Origin of the sequence: Cellulosimicrobium composti, from assembly GCF_009711085.1 — a bacterium.
GTDB classification, from domain to species: Bacteria; Actinomycetota; Actinomycetes; order Actinomycetales; family Cellulomonadaceae; genus Cellulosimicrobium; species Cellulosimicrobium composti.
Genome location: NZ_WMKA01000026.1, coordinates 1 through 17,527, shown reverse-complemented (window position 1 = coordinate 17,527; position 17,527 = coordinate 1). Strand labels below are relative to the sequence as shown.

Here is a 17,527-nt window from a genome sequence, read left to right as displayed (position 1 = left end):
TCGGTCGGAGGTGCCGATCTCGCGCGTCAGCGCAGCGCGGCCCGCCGCGCGAGCGGGACGGCGGCGACCACGCAGGCGACGACGAGCACGGCGGCACCCCACGCGAGCGCGCCGTACGACGAGAACCCGATGATCGCGCCCGCGAGGATGCCGCCGACGGCACCGCCGGCGTTCATCGAGAGGTCGGACAGGCCCTGGACGGACGTGCGCGACGGCGCGGGCGTGGCGTCGACCAGCAGCGCGGACCCCGCGACGAGCCCGCACGACCAACCGAGCCCGAGGAGCACGAGGCCGACCGTGAGCCGCGCGGAGTCCTCGCCGGGCGCGCCCGCCACGACGACGGCGGCCGCGAGCAGCAGCGCCGCCCCGACGAACAGCATGCGCGCGTGCCCGACCCGGTCCGCGAGCCACCCGACGACGGGGCTCAGGGCGTACATGCCCGCGATGTGCGCGCTGATGACGAGCCCGACGACCTGGAGCGTCGCGCCGCCGTGGTTCATGTGCACGGGCGTCATGGACATGAGCCCGACCATGACGAGGTGGCTGAGCACGATCGCGCCGAGCGCGAGACGCGCGGTGGGGCTCGCCGTCACGACGGCCCAGCCCGCGCTCAGTCCCGCGCGCCACGACGCGGCCGGCGCGGGCGCGCCACCGGGCCCTGCCGTCGCGGTGCCGCGGTCCGGAGCGGTGGCGGTGCGGTCCGGGGTCGCCGTCGCGGTGCCGCGGTCGGGGACCGCCGTCGCCGCGCGGGACGCGAGCAGCGGGTCGGGTCGCAGCCACACCGCGACGACGGCCGCGGCGAGCACGAACGCGACGGACGCGAGCACGAAGGGGGCGGCGCTCGGCCCGGACGCCCCGTGCCCCGCGTGCGCGTCCTCGCCGAGGCGGAGCACGGGCCCGGCGACGCGGTCGGCCGCGCCGGCGAGGGTGGGCCCGACGACGGAGCCGACGGTCGTCGCCCACACGACGACCGACAGGTCACGAGCGCGCCGCTCGGGCGTCGCGAGGTCCGTGGCGGCGAAGCGCGACGCGAGCCCGGCGGCCGCGCCCGAGCCGAACAGCAGCATCGCGACGACGAGCAGGGGCCACGAGCCCACGAGCACGGCGACCGTCGCGAGGACCGCTCCTCCGGCCGCGACGCCGAACCCGAGCAGCAGCGACGGCCGTCGCCCGCGCCGACCGGCGACGTCCGCGAGCGGCAGGGCGACGAGCGCGGCACCGACGACGCCGGCGGTCGACGTGAGCCCGGCGATCGCGTCGGAGCCGGAGAGCGCGGACGCGACGAGCGGCGCGACGGCGATGCCGCTCGCGACGCCGACGCCCGAGAGGACCTGCGTCGCGGCGAGCGTGGTGAGGGTGCGGCGCTGGCTCGGGAGGCCGGGGACGTCGGACGGCCCGGGAGGGGCGGGGGACCGCTCGGCGGGGTGCTCGGTGCTCACCCCGGCACGGTAGGCCCGGGCGGACCGCCGTGACGAGCCCTTAGGCCGCCACCGGCCGTCGCGATCCTGCCGACGGCGGTCCGGCGGGTGCACCCTCGGCCTCCCGGCGAGGGTCCGTGCCGCGGCCCGGCGTCGCGCCGAGCGCGCGGAGCACGCCGCGCGCAGCCTCGCGACCGGCACGGTTGGCGCCGATCGTGGACGCGCTCGGCCCGTAGCCGACGAGCTGGACGCGGGGGTCGCGGGCCGCCGTCGTGCCGTCGAGGACGATCCCGCCGCCGGGCTCGCGCAGCCCGAGCGGGGCGAGGTGGTCGAGCGCCGCGCGGAAGCCCGTCGCCCAGAGGATGACGTCGGCCGGCTGGAACAGCAGCCCGTCGTCGTTCGCGCCCGGCTCCCACTCGACGCCCGTGGCCGTCACGCGCGCGAACATCGGCCGCCGCCGCAGGACCCCGCTCGCGATCCCCGCGCGGTACCGCGGCGTGAGGGGCAGTCCCGTCACGGAGACGACGCTCCCCGGCGGGAGCCCGGCGGACGTGCGCTCGGCGACCCGCGCGACGGCGGCGCGCCCGAGCTCCGGCGAGAACTCCTCCTCGACCCACACGGGCTCGCGCCGCGTCACCCACGTGGTCCCCGACGCGTGCGGGGCCACCTGCAGGAGCAGCTGCGTCGCGGACGCGCCGCCCCCGACGACCACGACGTGCTGCCCCGCGAAGTCCTCGGCGGCCCGGAAGTCGTGCGTGTGGAGCTGGCGCCCGCGGAACGTCTCCATCCCGGGGTAGCGCGGCCAGAACGGCCGTGTCCACGTGCCGGTCGCGTTGACGACGGTGCGCGTGCGCACGGTGCGCTCGCGCGCGTCGGGCCCGGTGCCGACCGTCGCCCGGACGCGCAGCAGCGCGGGGTCGTCGGGGTCCTGCGCCACCTCGTGCACGGTGACGGGCCGCACGACGCGCAGGTCGTTCTCCCGCTCGTACGCGGCGTAGTAGCGCGGGACTGCGACGTTCGCGCGCTCGTCCGGGTCACCGGCGGGCAGCGGGACGCCGGGCAGGTCGTGCACGGCGTGGGTCTCGGCCATCGTCAGCGAGTCCCAGCGGTCCTGCCACGCGCCGCCCGGTCCGCGTCCGCCGTCGAGCACGAGCGGGTCGAGCCCGACCCGCCGCAGGTGGTACGCCGCGGACAGCCCCGCCTGGCCGGCGCCGATCACCACGACGTCCCGCACGGCGTCGTCCGACCACGCGCGTCCGGTCCCCGTCTCTCGTCCGCTCACGCCCGGCACAACGACCCGGACCCCCGGAACCTTCCCCACCCCGGCAGCCGAACACGGGGTTGCTGTCGTTGTCGCCGCCATCACGACAGCAACCCCGTGCTCGACGGCACGCAACCCCGTGCTCGCCGCACGGGGTCCAGCGGCGGCTACGCGTCAGGTGCGGTCGGCGACGCGTTCGAGCGTGCGGATCGGGCGCACGGCAAGGAGCGCGACGACGGTGAGCGCGCCGACGACGGCGCCCACCACGAGCACCTGGTCCGTGCCGGTCGCGGCGACGGCCGGACCGGCGAGCGCTGCGCCGATCGGGTACATGCCGACGGACCCCGCGACCTCGTACGCGTGGACCCGGTTGAGGACCTCGCCCGGCACCTGGGTCTGCACGCTCGTCGCCCACATGACGCCCCACACGCCGACCCCGACGCCCACGAGCACCTGCGCGACGGCGAGCGCCCCCACCGGCCAGCCGAGCACCAGGCCGAGCGGGTACAGCGGGTAGGCGACGAGCGCGAGGGCGCCCGCGGCGAGCGGCCGCCGCGGCTTGACGCGGATCGCGAGCAGACCGCCCGCGACGGTGCCGACCCCGAGGGCGCTGCTGAGCACGCCGAACGCCCCGGCCCCGTGCTCCGGCACGACGACGCTCGCCGCGACGGGGAGCTGCGGCCCCCACGCGAGCACGGCGTACACCATCCACACGACGATGACGCCCCAGAGCCACGTGCGGGACCGGAACGCCTCCCACCCGTCCGCGAGGCTGCGCCACAGCCCCGTCCCGGCGGGCGGCGCGGGCACGACGCCGAGCCGCAGCGCGACCAGGCACAGCGCACTGGTCCCGTACGCGACCGCGGAGAGCACCATGACGGCACCCGTCGACCCGAACCCGACGAGCGCCCCCGCGAGCGCCGGACCGCCGAGCCCCGTGATGGCCTCGGCCGTGCGCAGCACGCCGTTCGCGCCCTGCACGTCCCGGGCGACGAGCGGGACCGTGGACGCCGCGCCGGGCTGGAACAGCGCGTTGGCCGTCCCGGCGACGGCGAGCAGGGCGTACAGGTGCCAGAGGTGGTCGATCCCCCGCACGAACAGCACGGCGAGGAGCACGTGCGCGACGAGGTTCGCGACGTCGGCGACGACCATCATGCGGCGGGCCGTGAACCGGTCCGCGAGGACGCCGCCGAACAGCACGAGGCCCGCGAACGGTGCGACGAGGAACGCCATCGCGTACCCCGCGACGGCGAGCCCGTACCCGGCGCTCACGAGGCCCGCGGCGACGGCGACCGGCAGCATCGCCCAGGAGAGCAGCCCCGCGCTGCGCGCCGTGAGGTAGTACCGGAAGTTGCGCGTCCAGATCGCCGGCTCCGTCGGCCCCGGCTTCTCGGCCGACCCCGGTGGCCCGGCCGGCACCGGGACGACGGGTGCCGCCGCGTCGTCCGGCGCGCCGTCCTCCCGCGTCGTCGCCTCGGTCGCGTCCCCCACCGCGCACGCGCTCATCGTCCCCGCCCTCCGTCGTCGTCACCGGCCGAGCGCCCGCGCGGTGCGGAGCGCGGGCAGACCGACGCGGTCCCCCGGTCCCGCGCCTCACGGCTGCTCGCTCACGGACGTGGCAACCGTCACGCGGCACCAGACCTTCCCGACCTGCCCGGATGCACCCTCGGCACGCCCCGTCGGCGCCCCGCCGTTCGGCGCGCCGGGCGGCCGGGGGCAAGATGGACGGGTGGAGACGGCGATCCTCTGGCACACCGGGCCCCTCATCGACGACGTCGAGATCGCGCAGGTCCACGACCTGGCCGCGGCGGCCGAGCGCGAGGACGGCGTCGCGCCCCTGTCCGAGCAGCCGCTGCTCAACCTGCGCGACGCGACGGACGACGTCGTGCACCTGCTCACGTGGCGCGCGGGCGAGCTCGCGGGGTACGCCCAGGTGGACAAGCGGGGGGACGCACCGAGCGCCGAGCTCGTGGTGCGGCCCGGGCACCGGCGCCGGGGGCTCGGGTTCCACCTGCTCGGCAGCGCCGCGGACCGGGCCGCCGAGCCGCCGCCCACGGCCGACGACGACGGGCACGACGGCCTCCCCGCGTCCCGCGCCGAGCACGACGGCGAGCCGGGCCCGGCGCCGCTGCGGGTGTGGGCGCACGGCGACCTCCCCGCGGCGCGCGGCCTGGCCGCCCGGGCGGGCTACGCCGTCGTGCGCGAGCTGCTCGTCCTGGAGCGCCCGCTCGGCGGGCCCGCGGACCACCCGGCCCCGACCCTGCCCGACGGGCTGCGGCTGCGCGCGTTCGTGCCCGGCCAGGACGACGACGCGTGGGTCCGGGCCAACGCGCTCGCCTTCGCCCAGCACCCCGAGCAGGGCCGGCTCACCGTCGCGGACCTGCACGCCCGCACGCGCGAGGACTGGTTCGACCCCGCGGGCCTGCTGCTCCTGGAGCGCGCGACGCCGGCGGGCCCGGCGGAGCTCGTCGGCTTCGTGTGGACCAAGGTCCCCACGGGTCAGCCCGACGGCGCGCGCGAGGGCGAGATCTACGTCGTCGGGGTCGTCCCCGCCGCGCAGGGCGAGGGCCTGGGCCGCCTGCTGACCGCCGCGGGGCTCGCGCACCTCGCCGCGCAGGGCGTCACGACGGCGGTCCTGTACGTCGACGGCGACAACGTGCCCGCGGTGCGCACCTACGAGCGCGCGGGCTTCACGCGCCGCGCGGTCCACGTCCAGTACGCGCGCACGACCCGCGGGACCGCGGCGTAGGCCGGCGTCCTCGTGACGCGTGTCACGCACCGTTCACCAACTGGTGCCACCATGAACCCATGACCGACACGTCCACCCAGCGCACGCTCGACCCCGATCTCGCGGCGCACATCGCCGAGCACATCGCGGAGGAGCCGGAGATCGAGCAGGTGGGCGCGGAGCTCGACCTCCGTCCGCTCCCCGACGACCGGTTCGCGGACCGCGAGCTGAGCTGGCTGGCGTTCAACCAGCGGGTGCTCGAGCTCGCGGAGGACCCGAGCCAGCCGCTCCTGGAGCGCGTCCGGTTCCTCGCGATCTTCGCGTCGAACCTGGACGAGTTCTTCATGGTCCGCGTCGCCGGCCTCAAGCGCCGCATGGCGACCGGCATCGCGGTCACCGCGGCCTCCGGGCTCTCGCCGCGCCAGGTGCTGGACGCGATCAGCGAGCGCGCGCACGACCTCATGGCGCGGCACGCGCGCGTGTTCGCCGAGGACGTGCAGCCGGCGCTCGCCGCCGAGGGCATCACGCTCGTCCACTGGGACGAGCTCGAGACGCGCGAGCAGGAGCGCCTGCACAAGTTCTTCCGCAAGCAGATCTTCCCGGTCCTCACGCCGCTCGCCGTGGACCCGGCGCACCCGTTCCCGTACATCTCGGGGCTCTCGCTCAACCTCGCGGTCGTCGTCGCGAACCCGACGACGGGCAAGGAGCACTTCGCGCGCGTCAAGGTGCCGCCGCTGCTGCCCCGGTTCATCGCGGTCGACGCGCGGGGCCGCCCGAGCGCCCCGACCTCGCAGACCGCCGCGCCCGACCGGGGGCCCACGTCGTTCGTCCCGATCGAGGAGGTCATCGCCCAGCACCTCGACCACCTCTTCCCGGGCATGGAGGTGCGCGAGCGCCACCTGTTCCGCGTGACGCGCAACGAGGACGTCGAGGTCGAGGAGGACGACGCGGAGAACCTGCTCCAGGCCATGGAGAAGGAGCTCCTGCGTCGCCGGTTCGGTCCCCCGGTGCGGCTCGAGCTCACGCCCGGGATCAGCCCGCGCATCCGCGCGCTGCTCGTGCGCGAGCTCGGCGTGATCGAGGAGGAGGTGTACGAGGTCCCGGAGCCGCTCGACCTCACGGGCCTCAACCTCATCGCGGACCTCGACCGCGCGGACCTGCACTTCCCGCCGTTCGTCCCGACGACGCACCGCCTCCTCGCGGAGGTCGAGAGCTCGACGCCGACCGACGTGTTCGCGGCGATCCGCGAGCGCGACGTGCTGCTGCACCACCCGTACGACTCGTTCTCGACGTCGGTCCAGACGTTCCTCGAGCAGGCCGCGGCCGACCCGGCGGTCCTCGCGATCAAGCAGACGCTGTACCGGACGTCGGGCGACTCGCCGATCGTCGACGCGCTCATCGACGCGGCGGAGGCGGGCAAGCAGGTGCTCGCGCTCGTCGAGATCAAGGCCCGGTTCGACGAGCAGGCCAACATCTCGTGGGCGCGCAAGCTCGAGCAGGCGGGCGTGCACGTCGTGTACGGGATCGTCGGGCTCAAGACGCACTGCAAGCTGTCGCTCGTCGTGCGCCAGGAGTCGGACGGCCTGCGGCGCTACTGCCACGTGGGCACGGGCAACTACCACCCCAAGACGGCGCGCCTGTACACCGACCACGGCCTGCTCACGTGCGACCCCGACGTCGGGCAGGACCTCACGCGCCTGTTCAACCAGCTCTCGGGCTACGCGCCGCAGTCCCGGTTCCACCGGCTCCTCGTCGCGCCGCGCACGGTCCGGTCCGGGCTCGTCGAGCGCATCGACCGCGAGGCGGTCGCCGCGCGCGAGGGCCGCGAGGCGTGGGTGAAGATCAAGGTCAACTCCGTCGTGGACGAGACGACGATCGACGCGCTGTACCGCGCGTCGCAGGCGGGCGTGAAGGTGGACCTCGTGGTGCGCGGCATCTGCGCCGTGCGCCCGGGCGTGCCCGGCCTCAGCGAGAACGTCCGCGTGCGCTCGATCCTCGGCCGGTTCCTCGAGCACTCGCGCATCTACGCGTTCGCGAACTCCGGCGGCCCGGCGATCGGCGAGGGCCCGGACAGCGGCCCGGAGGTGTTCATCGGGTCGGCCGACCTCATGCACCGCAACCTGGACCGCCGCGTCGAGGCGCTCGTGCGCATCACGGACCCCGACCAGGTGATGGAGCTGCTGGACCTGCTCGACGCGTCGATGTCCGAGCGCACCGCGTCGTGGCACCTCGACGCGGACGGCACGTGGCACCGCCCCGAGTCAGGCCCCGACGGCTCCCCGCTCGTCGACCTCCAGGCGAGCCTCGTGCAACGCCAGCGCCGTCGGCTCGCCGGGAGGCGGTAGCGGATGGGAGTCCCCTCCTCCGCCCTGCGCAGCGGCGTGCCGCTCGTGGACACGCTCGGCCCGACGCACGTGTCGCACGCACCGGTCATCGAGTCGGCCGGCGCGCTCGTGTGGCGCGTGCACGACGGCGAGCTCCAGGTCCGGCTCGTGCACCGGCCGCGCTACGACGACTGGTCGTGGCCCAAGGGCAAGCTCGACCCGGGCGAGACGTTCCAGGCCGCGGCCGCGCGCGAGGTCGCGGAGGAGACGGGCAAGCCCGTGATCCTCGGCGTCCCGCTGCCCGGGCTGCAGTACCTCACGCCCGAGGGCCGCGTGAAGCGGGTCCACTACTGGGCCGCGCGCAAGGCGTCACGCCGGTCCGACGCCGGCGCTCTCGCCGCGCGGGCCCCCGTGCCCCCGGTGTCACCGCAGGAGATCGACCGCGCGGCGTGGCTGTCGGTCGACGACGCCGCGCGCCGCCTCACGCGCGAGGCCGACCGCACGCCGCTCGACGCGCTCGTGCGCGAGCGTGCGGAGGGGCGGCTCGCGACGCACGTCGTGGTCATCGCGCGCCACGGGAAGGCCGTCGCGCGCTCGGCGTGGCACGGCGACGAGCAGGACCGTCCGCTCACGCCCGCGGGTCACGCCCAGGCCGTCGCGATGGTGCCGGTGCTCGCGGCGTACGGGGTCGAGGCCATGGTGACGAGCCGCTGGGACCGCTGCGCCCAGTCGATCGCGCCGTACGCGCGCGCCTCGGGGCTGGCGAGCCTGAGCAGCGACCACCTCACGGAGGCCCAGCACGAGCGCGCCCCCTCGCGCGTCGCGCGCACGGTGCGCGAGCTCCTCGAGTCCGAGCGGTCGTCGGTGCTGTGCACGCACCGCCCGGTGCTGCCGACGGTGCTCGACGTGCTGGGCCAGCACTCGCGCCGCGCGGTCGCGAACGCCCTGCCGGCGAACGACCCCTTCCTCGAGCCGGGCGAGATGCTCGTGGCGCACGTGGCGCGGACGTCCAAGGGTCCGCGCGTCGTCGCGGCGGAGAAGGTCGCCCCGCCGCTGCACTGACGGCCGTCAGATGAGGATCGGGCTGAGCACCCAGTAGACGACGGCCGCGACGAGGGCCGCGGCGGGGATCGTCAGCACCCACGCGGCGCCGATGTTCTTGGCGACGCCCCAGCGGACCGCGGAGAGCCGCTTGGTGGCGCCGACGCCCATGATCGCGGACGTGATGGTGTGGGTCGTGGAGACCGGCGCGTGGAAGATGAACGCGTTGGCGTACAGCACGACGGCGGACACCGACTCGGCCACGAAGCCGCGCGCGGGGTCGAGCTCGATGATCTTGCGCCCGAGCGTGCGCATGATGCGCCAGCCGCCCGCGTACGTGCCGAGCGAGATCGCGGTCGCCGCGGAGAGCTTGACCCACAGCGGGATCGTGTTGTCGTCCTGGAACCCGCCCGCGACGAGCGCGAGCACGATGACGCCCATCGTCTTCTGCGCGTCCTGGAGGCCGTGGCCGAGCGCCATCGCCGCGGCCGAGGCCGTCTGCGCGATGCGGAAGCGGCGGAAGGCCCGGGCGGGCGCGGCGTTCCGGAAGACCCACAGCACGAGGACCATGAGGGCGAACGCGAGGCCGAAGCCGATGAGCGGCGAGAACACCATCGGCAGCACGACCTTGTCGAGGATCGCGTCCCAGTGGACCGTGATGCCGGACGCGAGGCCCACGCCGGCGAGGCCGCCGATGATGGCGTGCGTCGACGACGACGGCAGGCCGAGCCACCACGTGATGAGGTTCCACGTGATCGCGCCGACGAGGCCGCACAGCACGATGACGAGGCCCTGGTGGGGTGGCACGTCGTTCACGGCGACGATGTCCTCGGCGATCGTCTGGGCGACCGCGGTGCCCAGGAGTGCGCCGATGAGGTTGAAGACCGCGGCCATGAGGAGCGCCGCGCGCGGGGTGAGGGCCCTGGTGGACACCGAGGTCGCGATGGCGTTCGCGGCGTCGTGGAACCCGTTGGTGTAGTCGAACGCCAGGGCGAACGCCACGACGACGACGACGAGCACTACCTCCACGGGGCTCAGGACTCCTTGAGCGCGATGGTCTCGACGGTGTTCGCGACCTTCTCGAAGGCGTCGGCCGCCTGCTCGAGGACCTCCACGATCTCCTTGAGCTTCATGAGGAGGACGGGGTCGGACACGTCGTCGAACAGCTCGGCGAGGAGCTTGCGGTGGACCTTGTCGGCCTGGTTCTCGAGCCGGTTGACCTCGACCCAGTACTCGGGGAGGTCGTCCATGGAGCGCAGGCGGGGCATCGCCTCGGCCGTGAGCTCGGACGCGCGCTGGAGCACCTGGACCTGCTCGGACACGCGCGCCGGGAGCTCGTCGACCTTGTACAGGACGATGAGGTCGGCGGCCTCCTCCATGTAGTCCATGCAGTCGTCGAGCGCCGACGCGAGGGCGTAGATGTCGTCGCGGTCGAACGGCGTGACGAACGTCTGGTTGAGGCGCCGCATGATCGAGTGCGTCGCGTCGTCCGCGAGGTGCTCGGTCTCGCTCAGCTGCTTCGCGAGCTGCTTGCGCGTGGGGCGGTCCGCCCCGAGCAGCTCGGCGAGGAGCGTTGATCCGGTGACCAGGTGCTGCGCCGAGGCGGCGAGGAGGTCGAAGAACGAGGTGTCGCGCGGTGTCAGGCGCAGGCGCACGGGGGGCTCCGGAAGGGACGCGGGGTCGGGGTCTGAGCTGGCGTCGGCCACGGGGGCCGCTCGGCTGCCGGACGGGCCGGACGGCCGGGGTGGTCACGATCTCGGTTCGGATGATCTCTCGATGAACGCACGTCGAACTCTCGTCAAATGTAGCCGACGAGCGGAGCGATGCTGGAATCGTCCGGGTGAAGTCCCCGGATCCGCAGGATGCTCACCGACCGTTCCCGGCGCCGTCGCCGGGGGGTCGTGGCCACCTCGCGCACCGCGCGGGGGAAGTAGTGACGCCGGACCGGGAGCGCCTCTCGGCGCGTGGCCGCTCGTAGCGGCTGAGTGTGGAGCCCGGGGCTACCGCGGCCCGACGTCGTCACCCATCGTACGTGCCGCGCCGTGCGTGCGGCACCGTCCGGGGCCCGTGTTCGCGCTCCGCGAGACGCGGCCCGCCCGCCGTGCGTGCGCGCGCCCGAGCCCGCACCCTGCGCACCCGCCGCACCGGCCGCGCCCGCCGCGCCCGCCGCGCCCGCCGCCCGGCCGCACGAGACGCGCGCCCGTCAGTCGAGGCGGTCGGCGCGCCAGAGCTCGGCCGCGTGCTCGAGCTCCTGGGCGGTCCGCAGCAGCGAGCCCGCACCGCGCGTCATGCGCAGCGCGCCGCCCGGGTCGGCGACCTCGCGCGCGTCCGCGTCGAACGCCGCGCCGGTCGCGAGGATCCGGCAGAACGACCCGGCGCGCTCGAGCGCGACCGCGAGGTCTCCGGTGAACACGCCCGACAGCACGGCGTCGGCGAGGTCGCGCACGTCCTGGGGCCCGGGCGGACGCGGGACGCCCGCGATCGCCTCGTGCACCGGAGCGGCGTCCACGCCGAGCCGGTAGCGCAGCGTGACGGTCTGCGGGTCGCGGCGCACCCACTCGCGCAGCACGTAGAGCCGCCACAGGGCACCGGGCAGCGAGTTCGGCGCGGCGTCCGACCACAGCGCGGCGACGACGTCGAGGCCCTCCGTCTCGACGAGGTGCACGAGCCGCTCGACGACCTGCGGGTCCTCGGTGTCGCGTGCGCGGTGCACGATCGCGTGCGCGGTCGTGTGCGCGACCTGGTCGCGCAGCGCGGGGTCGAGCTCTCCGGGGAGCTCCTCCGCGTCGCGCGGGTCGAGCATCGCGGGGCGGCGGGGTCGCTGGGTGCGGTCGGAGCGGCCGGGGTCGGGCCGGTCCGCGGGCGTGGCGGGGACGTCGTCGGGCACCCGCCCAGTCTCCACCCGGTGCGCGCCGGGTCGCACCGCCGGGCGCCGTGGGCGCCGACCCCGTTCGGCGCGCCGGGCAAACCGCCCCGACCTACAGTGACGGAAGGGGCCCACCCGGCTCCGGGACGGAGCGGAGGGCGACATGTCGAGCAGCGGGACCGCAGGTCAGACGACCGAACGCAGCGCGCACCGGAAGGCCGTCGGTCTCGCGGTCGCCGCCGCCGTCGGCGGCTTCCTCTTCGGCTTCGACAGCTCGGTCATCAACGGTGCGGTCGCCGCGATCGAGGGCCAGTTCGACCTCGACTCCGCGGTCACCGGCCTCGTCGTCGCGGTCGCCCTGCTCGGCTGCGCGCTCGGCGCGTGGTCCGGCGGCCGGCTCGCCGACCGGTGGGGCCGCACGCGCGTCATGGTGTTCGGCGCGGTGCTGTTCTTCGCGTCGTCGATCCTCTCCGCGATCGCGTGGACGGCGTTCGACCTCGCGATCTGGCGGTTCATGGCCGGCGTCGGCATCGGGATCGCGTCCGTCATCGCCCCCGCGTACATCGCGGAGATCGCGCCGGCCCGCCTGCGCGGCCGCATGGGCTCGCTGCAGCAGCTCGCGATCACCATCGGCATCTTCGCCGCGCTGCTGTCCGACCAGCTCCTCGCGGAGTCGGCGGGCGGCGCCGCCGAGGACCTGTGGTTCGGGTGGGAGGCCTGGCGGTGGATGTTCCTCGTGTGCGTGGTCCCGGCCGCCGTGTACGGGATCCTCGCGCTGCGGATCCCCGAGTCGCCGCGCTACCTCGTGGCCAAGGGGCGCGACGACGAGGCGCGCGCGGTGCTGGACTCCGTGCTCGGCCCGGACGAGGACGTCGACGACCGCATCGCGCAGATCCACCGCTCCATCGCGGTCGACGAGAAGAACGCCCAGGAGGGCTCGCTCAAGGGCTCCGCGTTCGGCCTCAAGCCGATCGTCTGGGTCGGCATCCTGCTGTCGGTCTTCCAGCAGTTCGTCGGGATCAACGTGATCTTCTACTACTCGACGACGCTCTGGCAGGCGGTCGGGTTCGACGAGAGCCAGTCGTTCCTCGTGTCGACGATCACGTCCGTGACGAACGTCGCCGTGACGTTCATCGCGATCGCGCTCGTCGACAAGGTCGGCCGCCGCCCGATCCTCCTCATCGGGTCCGCGGGCATGACGCTGTCGCTCGGCATCATGGCGCTCGCCTTCACGCAGGCGAGCGGCAGCGGCGACGAGATCAGCCTGCCGTCCCCGTGGGGGCCGATCGCCCTCGTCGCGGCCAACGCGTTCGTCGTGTTCTTCGGCGCGTCGTGGGGGCCGCTCGTGTGGGTCCTGCTCGGCGAGATGTTCCCGAACCGCATCCGCGCCGCGGCGCTCGGCGTCGCCGCGATGGCGCAGTGGCTCGCGAACTTCGCCATCACGCTGACCTTCCCGCCGATGCTCTCGGCGTTCGGCGCCTCGATCCCCTACCTCATGTACGCGATCTTCGCGGCCCTGTCGTTCGCGTTCGTGCTCGCCAAGGTCCCGGAGACCAAGGGCGTCGAGCTCGAGGACATGGGCGACGAGCGCGTCGGACGCGGCGCGGCCTGACACCTCCGCCAACGCGGGCGCCGCGACGACCCCGTCGGGCGCGCGCCCGGGCTCCGGCGCGCCCGCGGGAATTCCTTGCGACGAACAATGGTTGCTGAAAGCAACTTCACGGAGTATGCTTGCCTGCAGCAACCAAGGAGTCTCTGTGCCCGTCACCACCCCCGTCGCGCCGGCCCCCGCGCCGCCCGCCCCCGACCCGTCGCCCGCGGCGGGCCTCATCCGCGCGCTCGACGAGCTCGCCCGCGCCCAGCGCGAGTCGGCCGTCCGCATCGCGCGGGACCTCGACATCCCCCGCTCGTCCTTCGGGCTCCTGCGCACGCTCCAGCGGTGCGGCCCCGTCCCGCTCGGGGACGTCGCCGCCCGCCTCCGCGTGGACCTGTCCGTCGCGAGCCGCCAGGTGAGCCACCTGGTCGAGGCGGGCCTCGTGCGCCGCACCGTGGACGACGACGACCGGCGCGCCCGGACCGTCGAGCTCACCGACGCGGGCCGCCGGCTCGTCCTGCGGGCGTACGACCACATCGACGCCCTCGCCGCCACGACGTTCGCCGAGTGGCGCGAGGACGAGATCGTCGAGGCCACGCGCCAGATCGAGCGCGTCGCCGCCGCGGTGGTCGCCGTCCACGACGCACCCCGCACGGCCGGGTGACCGCGACGCCCGCCGGCACCGCGCCGCCGGGCACGCCCCCGCCGACAGCCCGCGCCCCCGCGGGCCGGCCCCGAACCCCCTGACACCGCCCACCGCGCGTGGGCCCGCTCGAGCAAGGAACGCCAGCGCCCTATGACCAGCACCTCCGCACGCACCGCACCGCCCGGCGGGACGCCCACCTCGGTCGCCATGACCCGGCGCGAGGTCATGGAGGCCCTCTCCGGGATCCTCCTCGGCATGTTCGTCGCGATCCTCGCGAGCTCGATCGTGTCGAGCTCCCTGCCGAAGATCGTCAGCGACCTCGACGGCTCGCAGTCGTCCTACACGTGGGTCGTCACGTCGACGCTCCTCGCCATGACGATCTCGACCCCGATCTGGGGCAAGCTCGCCGACCTCACCAACCGCAAGGTCCTCATCCAGATCGCGCTCGTCGTCGCGGTCGTGTCGTCCGCGCTCGCGGGGCTCTCGCAGAACGTCGGGACGCTCATCACGTTCCGCGCGTTCCAGGGCATCGGGGCCGGCGGTCTGACGGCGCTCGCGACCGTCCTGATGACCGACATCATCTCCCCGCGCGAGCGCGGGAAGTTCATGGGCCTCATGGGCGGGATCATGGCCGTGAGCCAGATCGGCGGACCGCTCCTCGGCGGCTTCCTCACCGACGCCGCGAGCTGGCGCCTGAACTTCTTCGTCGGGCTGCCGTTCGCGATCGCCGCGATCGTCGTGCTCCAGCGCACGCTGCACCTGCCGAAGGCCGCGCGGCGCGTCGTGCGGATCGACTACTGGGGCGCCGTGCTCATCAGCGTCGGCGTGTCCACGCTGCTGCTCTGGGTGACCTTCGCCGGGCAGAACTTCGCGTGGCTCTCGTGGCAGACCTTCCTCATGGTGGGCGGCGCGGTCGTCGCGCTCGTGGCCGCCGTGCTGGTCGAGCGCGTGACCCCCGAGCCGCTGATCCCCCTGCGCCTCTTCAGGAACCGCACGTTCGTCCTTGCGGTGGTCGCGTCGGTCGCGGTCGGCGTCGCGATGTTCGGCACCGCGGTCTTCCTCAGCCAGTACATGCAGGTCGCGCGCGGCAAGACGCCTACGGAGTCGGGCCTGCTGACGATCCCCATGATCATCGGCACGTTCGTCGCGTCGACCCTGTTCGGCCAGCTCATCACGCGCTTCGGCCGCTACAAGAACATCATGGTCGCCGGCGGCGTGGTCCTCGTCGGGTCGCTGTTCGCGCTGTCGACGATCGACTACCACACGAGCTTCGTGCTCATCAGCGTCTACCTGTTCCTCCTCGGCTCCAGCATGGGCATGCTCATGCAGAACCTCGTGCTCGCCGTGCAGAACACGCTCGCCGTGGAGGAGATGGGCGCCGGGACCTCCACCGTCGCGTTCTTCCGCAGCCTCGGCGGCGCGATCGGCGTGTCCGTGCTCGGCGCGGTGCTCGCGTCCACGGTCACGTCGTCGATCAGCGACGGGCTCGTGAAGCTCGGCATCCCGGCCGACTCCCTGGGCGGCAGCAACGCGGTGCCGGAGGTGTCGACGCTGCCCGCGCCGATCCGGGACCTCGTGGAGAAGTCCTACGGCGACGGCATCGCGGAGATCTTCCTCGTCGCCGTCCCGCTCGCGCTCGTCGCCCTGATCGCGGTCCTGTTCCTCAAGGAGGTGCCGCTCGGCACCAAGACGGGGCTGCAGCAGCGGCTCGAGCAGGAGGCCGCGCTCGCCGGCGAGGCGGACGAGGCCCCGGCCGACGAGACGCCCGGTCGCGTGTCGCTCGCCGAGGAGACGGAGTCCACGCTCCTGGAGGCGTTCGAGCCCGCGGGCGTCGTCGACGACCCGACAGCGCGTCCCGCGCGCTGACCCGGGCGGCGGGTGTTCACGGAGAATGCGGTCTCGAAACGCTTCGAGACCGCATTTTTCGTGTCGCCAACGTGTTGGTCGAGCGTCCAGCGGGTGAGTTTTCCACACGCGCGTGACCGCACGCCGCCCGGGGCGTCATGATGGGCGTGTGTCCGCCCAGACTGCCCCCGCCCAGCCCGCTCCCGACGTCGCGACCGCCGAGCCGGACCCCGCGTACGTCGACCTCGAGCGCGAGCTGCGGATCCTGCTGCGCCGCGCGGGAGCGGTGGCGACGGCGATGGCGCGCCGCATCCACCCCGGCCTCGAGGCGAGCGCGTACCCGCTGCTCGCGCACATCGCGGACCACCCGGGCGTCCGCGGGTCGGAGCTCGCGGCGCACTTCGGCGTCGGGCGCGCGACCATCTCCCGCCAGCTGAGCCGGCTCCACGCCCTGGGTCTCGTCGCGCGCGAGGTCGACCCGGACGACTCGCGCGGCCAGCTCATCACGCTCACCCCCGACGGCGAGGCCCGCCTCCACGCGGCCCACACCGGCCGCATCACGTCCATCACCGAGGCGCTCGAGGGCTGGGACCGGTCCGACGTCGCGACGCTCGCCACGCTCCTGCACCGCTACTCCGAGGACGTCGTGCGCTGGAACGCCAACCGGTGACCTCACCGGGGCGGCCGCGCGCGACCGCCCCCGACGACGCCGCGGCGTCCCGGTCCGCGTCCGCCGCGACGCAGCGGTCCCGGTCCGCGTCCGACGGGACGCGGGGCCGGCCCCGGAGCCGCCGCACCGTCGCGCTCGTGCTCGCCGCGACCGTCCTCGCGGGGCTCCTCGTCGCGACGCAGGTGCCCGACCCGTGGGGCGACGTCGGCGGTGACGTCCTGTACGCGGTCGCGACCTACGTCCTCGTGGTCCTCGTGCTCGCGCGCGTCCGCCCCGTCGTCGCGGGCGCCGTCGCGCTCGGGTGGTGCTGGGCCGTCGAGGCGGCCCAGGCGGCCGGTCTCGCGACGGCCGTGAACGACGCGGTCCCGCCCGCGGCGTGGCTGCTGGGCAGCACGTTCGCGGTGCGGGACCTGGTCTGCTGTCTCGTGGGCGTCGCCGCGACGTGCGCGGTCGACGCGGGGGCGGCTACTCGCCGGAGACGAACGTCAGGCTGACCGAGTTCATGCAGTACCGGTCGCCCGTCGGGGTCTGGGGCGCGTCGTCGAACACGTGGCCCAGGTGCGACCCGCAGCGCGCGCAGCGCACCTCGGTGCGGATCATCCCGTGACTGCGGTCGGTGAGGAGCTCGACGCGGTCGCCCGCGAGCGGGCTGAAGAAGCTCGGCCACCCGCAGTGCGCGTCGAACTTCGTGTCGGAGCGGAACAGCTCGTTGCCGCACGCGCGACACGCGTAGACGCCGACGCGCTTCTCGTCGAGCAGCTCGCCCGTCCAGGCGCGCTCGGTGCCCGCCTGCCGCAGGACGGCGTACTCCTGCGGGGACAGCTCGGCGCGCCACTCCTCGTCGGTCTTGACGACGTCGTAGCGCTGGTTCTCGTGGATCGGGTTGGTCATGGTCCACCTCCGACGGTCCCAACCTCGCGTACCGCGCCCGTGTTCCCGGCCCGTCCCCGGGGACGACGACGCCGCGGCCGATCGTGTCGGCCGCGGCGTCGTCGTGCTCCTGCTGAGCGGACGTCAGCGCGGGCTGGAGGTCGAGTAGACGGCGCTCGACCCGCCGGCCGGACGCTGCGCGCGGCCGCGGCCGCCCCGGCGACGGCCCGCGGGCTGGCCGCTCGCGCCGTTCCCGGCTCCGGC

15 protein-coding genes are annotated in these 17,527 nt (G+C 74.7%); 8 read left to right on the top strand and 7 right to left on the bottom strand.

Annotation, left to right across the window (positions count from 1 at the left end):
• Nucleotides 1-26: 26 nt before the first annotated feature.
• From GJV82_RS11785 to GJV82_RS11775, 3 genes are all read right to left on the bottom strand, one after another.
• The gene (locus tag GJV82_RS11785) at nt 27-1,439 is read right to left on the bottom strand and encodes an MFS transporter (protein ID WP_196217240.1); all 1,413 of its coding nucleotides are present in this window, start codon (nt 1,437-1,439) and stop codon (nt 27-29) included.
• 40 nt (nt 1,440-1,479) lie between these two features.
• Entirely contained in the window at nt 1,480-2,700 is a 1,221-nt protein-coding gene (locus GJV82_RS11780; protein ID WP_318657568.1) for an FAD-dependent oxidoreductase, read from the bottom strand.
• A 153-nt stretch (nt 2,701-2,853) separates the two neighbouring features.
• The gene (locus tag GJV82_RS11775) at nt 2,854-4,185 is read right to left on the bottom strand and encodes an MFS transporter (RefSeq protein WP_155099364.1); all 1,332 of its coding nucleotides are present in this window, start codon (nt 4,183-4,185) and stop codon (nt 2,854-2,856) included.
• 223 nt (nt 4,186-4,408) lie between these two features.
• Here GJV82_RS11775 and mshD point away from each other — a divergent pair, with 223 nt between their 5' ends.
• From mshD to GJV82_RS11760, 3 genes are read left to right on the top strand one after another with little or no spacing between them, the layout of a single operon-like run.
• A complete protein-coding gene (mshD, locus tag GJV82_RS11770) occupies nt 4,409-5,428 on the top strand; it encodes a mycothiol synthase (protein ID WP_318657567.1) in 1,020 nt (339 codons plus the stop codon).
• Nucleotides 5,429-5,487: 59 nt separating this feature from the next.
• Nucleotides 5,488-7,752, top strand: a complete 2,265-nt coding sequence (locus GJV82_RS11765; RefSeq protein WP_155099363.1) for an RNA degradosome polyphosphate kinase — start codon at nt 5,488-5,490, stop codon at nt 7,750-7,752.
• A 3-nt stretch (nt 7,753-7,755) separates the two neighbouring features.
• Nucleotides 7,756-8,793 carry an NUDIX hydrolase gene (locus tag GJV82_RS11760; protein WP_155099362.1) on the top strand — a complete coding sequence of 346 codons (1,038 nt, stop codon included), beginning with the start codon at nt 7,756-7,758 and terminating at the stop codon, nt 8,791-8,793.
• 6 nt (nt 8,794-8,799) lie between these two features.
• Here GJV82_RS11760 and GJV82_RS11755 read toward each other — a convergent pair whose 3' ends face one another.
• From GJV82_RS11755 to GJV82_RS11745, 3 genes are all read right to left on the bottom strand, one after another.
• Nucleotides 8,800-9,801: an inorganic phosphate transporter gene (locus GJV82_RS11755; RefSeq protein WP_024838969.1), complete on the bottom strand. Its 1,002-nt coding sequence runs from the start codon at nt 9,799-9,801 to the stop codon at nt 8,800-8,802.
• A 5-nt stretch (nt 9,802-9,806) separates the two neighbouring features.
• A complete protein-coding gene (locus GJV82_RS11750; RefSeq protein WP_021482999.1) occupies nt 9,807-10,427 on the bottom strand; it encodes a DUF47 domain-containing protein in 621 nt (206 codons plus the stop codon).
• A gap of 548 nt (nt 10,428-10,975) precedes the next feature.
• A complete protein-coding gene (locus tag GJV82_RS11745) occupies nt 10,976-11,575 on the bottom strand; it encodes a hypothetical protein (protein WP_024838970.1) in 600 nt (199 codons plus the stop codon).
• Nucleotides 11,576-11,801: 226 nt separating this feature from the next.
• Here GJV82_RS11745 and GJV82_RS11740 point away from each other — a divergent pair, with 226 nt between their 5' ends.
• The 5 genes from GJV82_RS11740 (at nt 11,802) to GJV82_RS11720 (ending at nt 16,887) form a co-directional block, all read left to right on the top strand.
• Nucleotides 11,802-13,250, top strand: coding sequence for a sugar porter family MFS transporter (locus tag GJV82_RS11740; protein ID WP_155099361.1), 1,449 nt, complete (start codon nt 11,802-11,804; stop codon nt 13,248-13,250).
• 145 nt (nt 13,251-13,395) lie between these two features.
• Nucleotides 13,396-13,896, top strand: a complete 501-nt coding sequence (locus tag GJV82_RS11735) for a MarR family winged helix-turn-helix transcriptional regulator (RefSeq protein WP_187308621.1) — start codon at nt 13,396-13,398, stop codon at nt 13,894-13,896.
• Between the two features lie 132 nt (nt 13,897-14,028).
• Nucleotides 14,029-15,744 carry an MDR family MFS transporter gene (locus GJV82_RS11730; protein ID WP_225873303.1) on the top strand — a complete coding sequence of 572 codons (1,716 nt, stop codon included), beginning with the start codon at nt 14,029-14,031 and terminating at the stop codon, nt 15,742-15,744.
• Between the two features lie 148 nt (nt 15,745-15,892).
• Complete coding sequence (locus GJV82_RS11725) at nt 15,893-16,393, top strand: MarR family winged helix-turn-helix transcriptional regulator (RefSeq protein ID WP_162289034.1); 501 nt, start codon at nt 15,893-15,895, stop codon at nt 16,391-16,393.
• A complete protein-coding gene (locus tag GJV82_RS11720) occupies nt 16,390-16,887 on the top strand; it encodes a DUF2809 domain-containing protein (RefSeq protein ID WP_196217238.1) in 498 nt (165 codons plus the stop codon). Before GJV82_RS11725 ends, GJV82_RS11720 begins: the two co-directional genes overlap by 4 nt.
• On the opposite strand, the gene msrB is transcribed toward GJV82_RS11720, so the two are convergent.
• Nucleotides 16,859-17,284: a peptide-methionine (R)-S-oxide reductase MsrB gene (gene msrB / locus GJV82_RS11715; protein WP_155099359.1), complete on the bottom strand. Its 426-nt coding sequence runs from the start codon at nt 17,282-17,284 to the stop codon at nt 16,859-16,861. The genes GJV82_RS11720 and msrB overlap by 29 nt on opposite strands.
• Between the last annotated feature and the right edge of the window lie 243 nt (nt 17,285-17,527).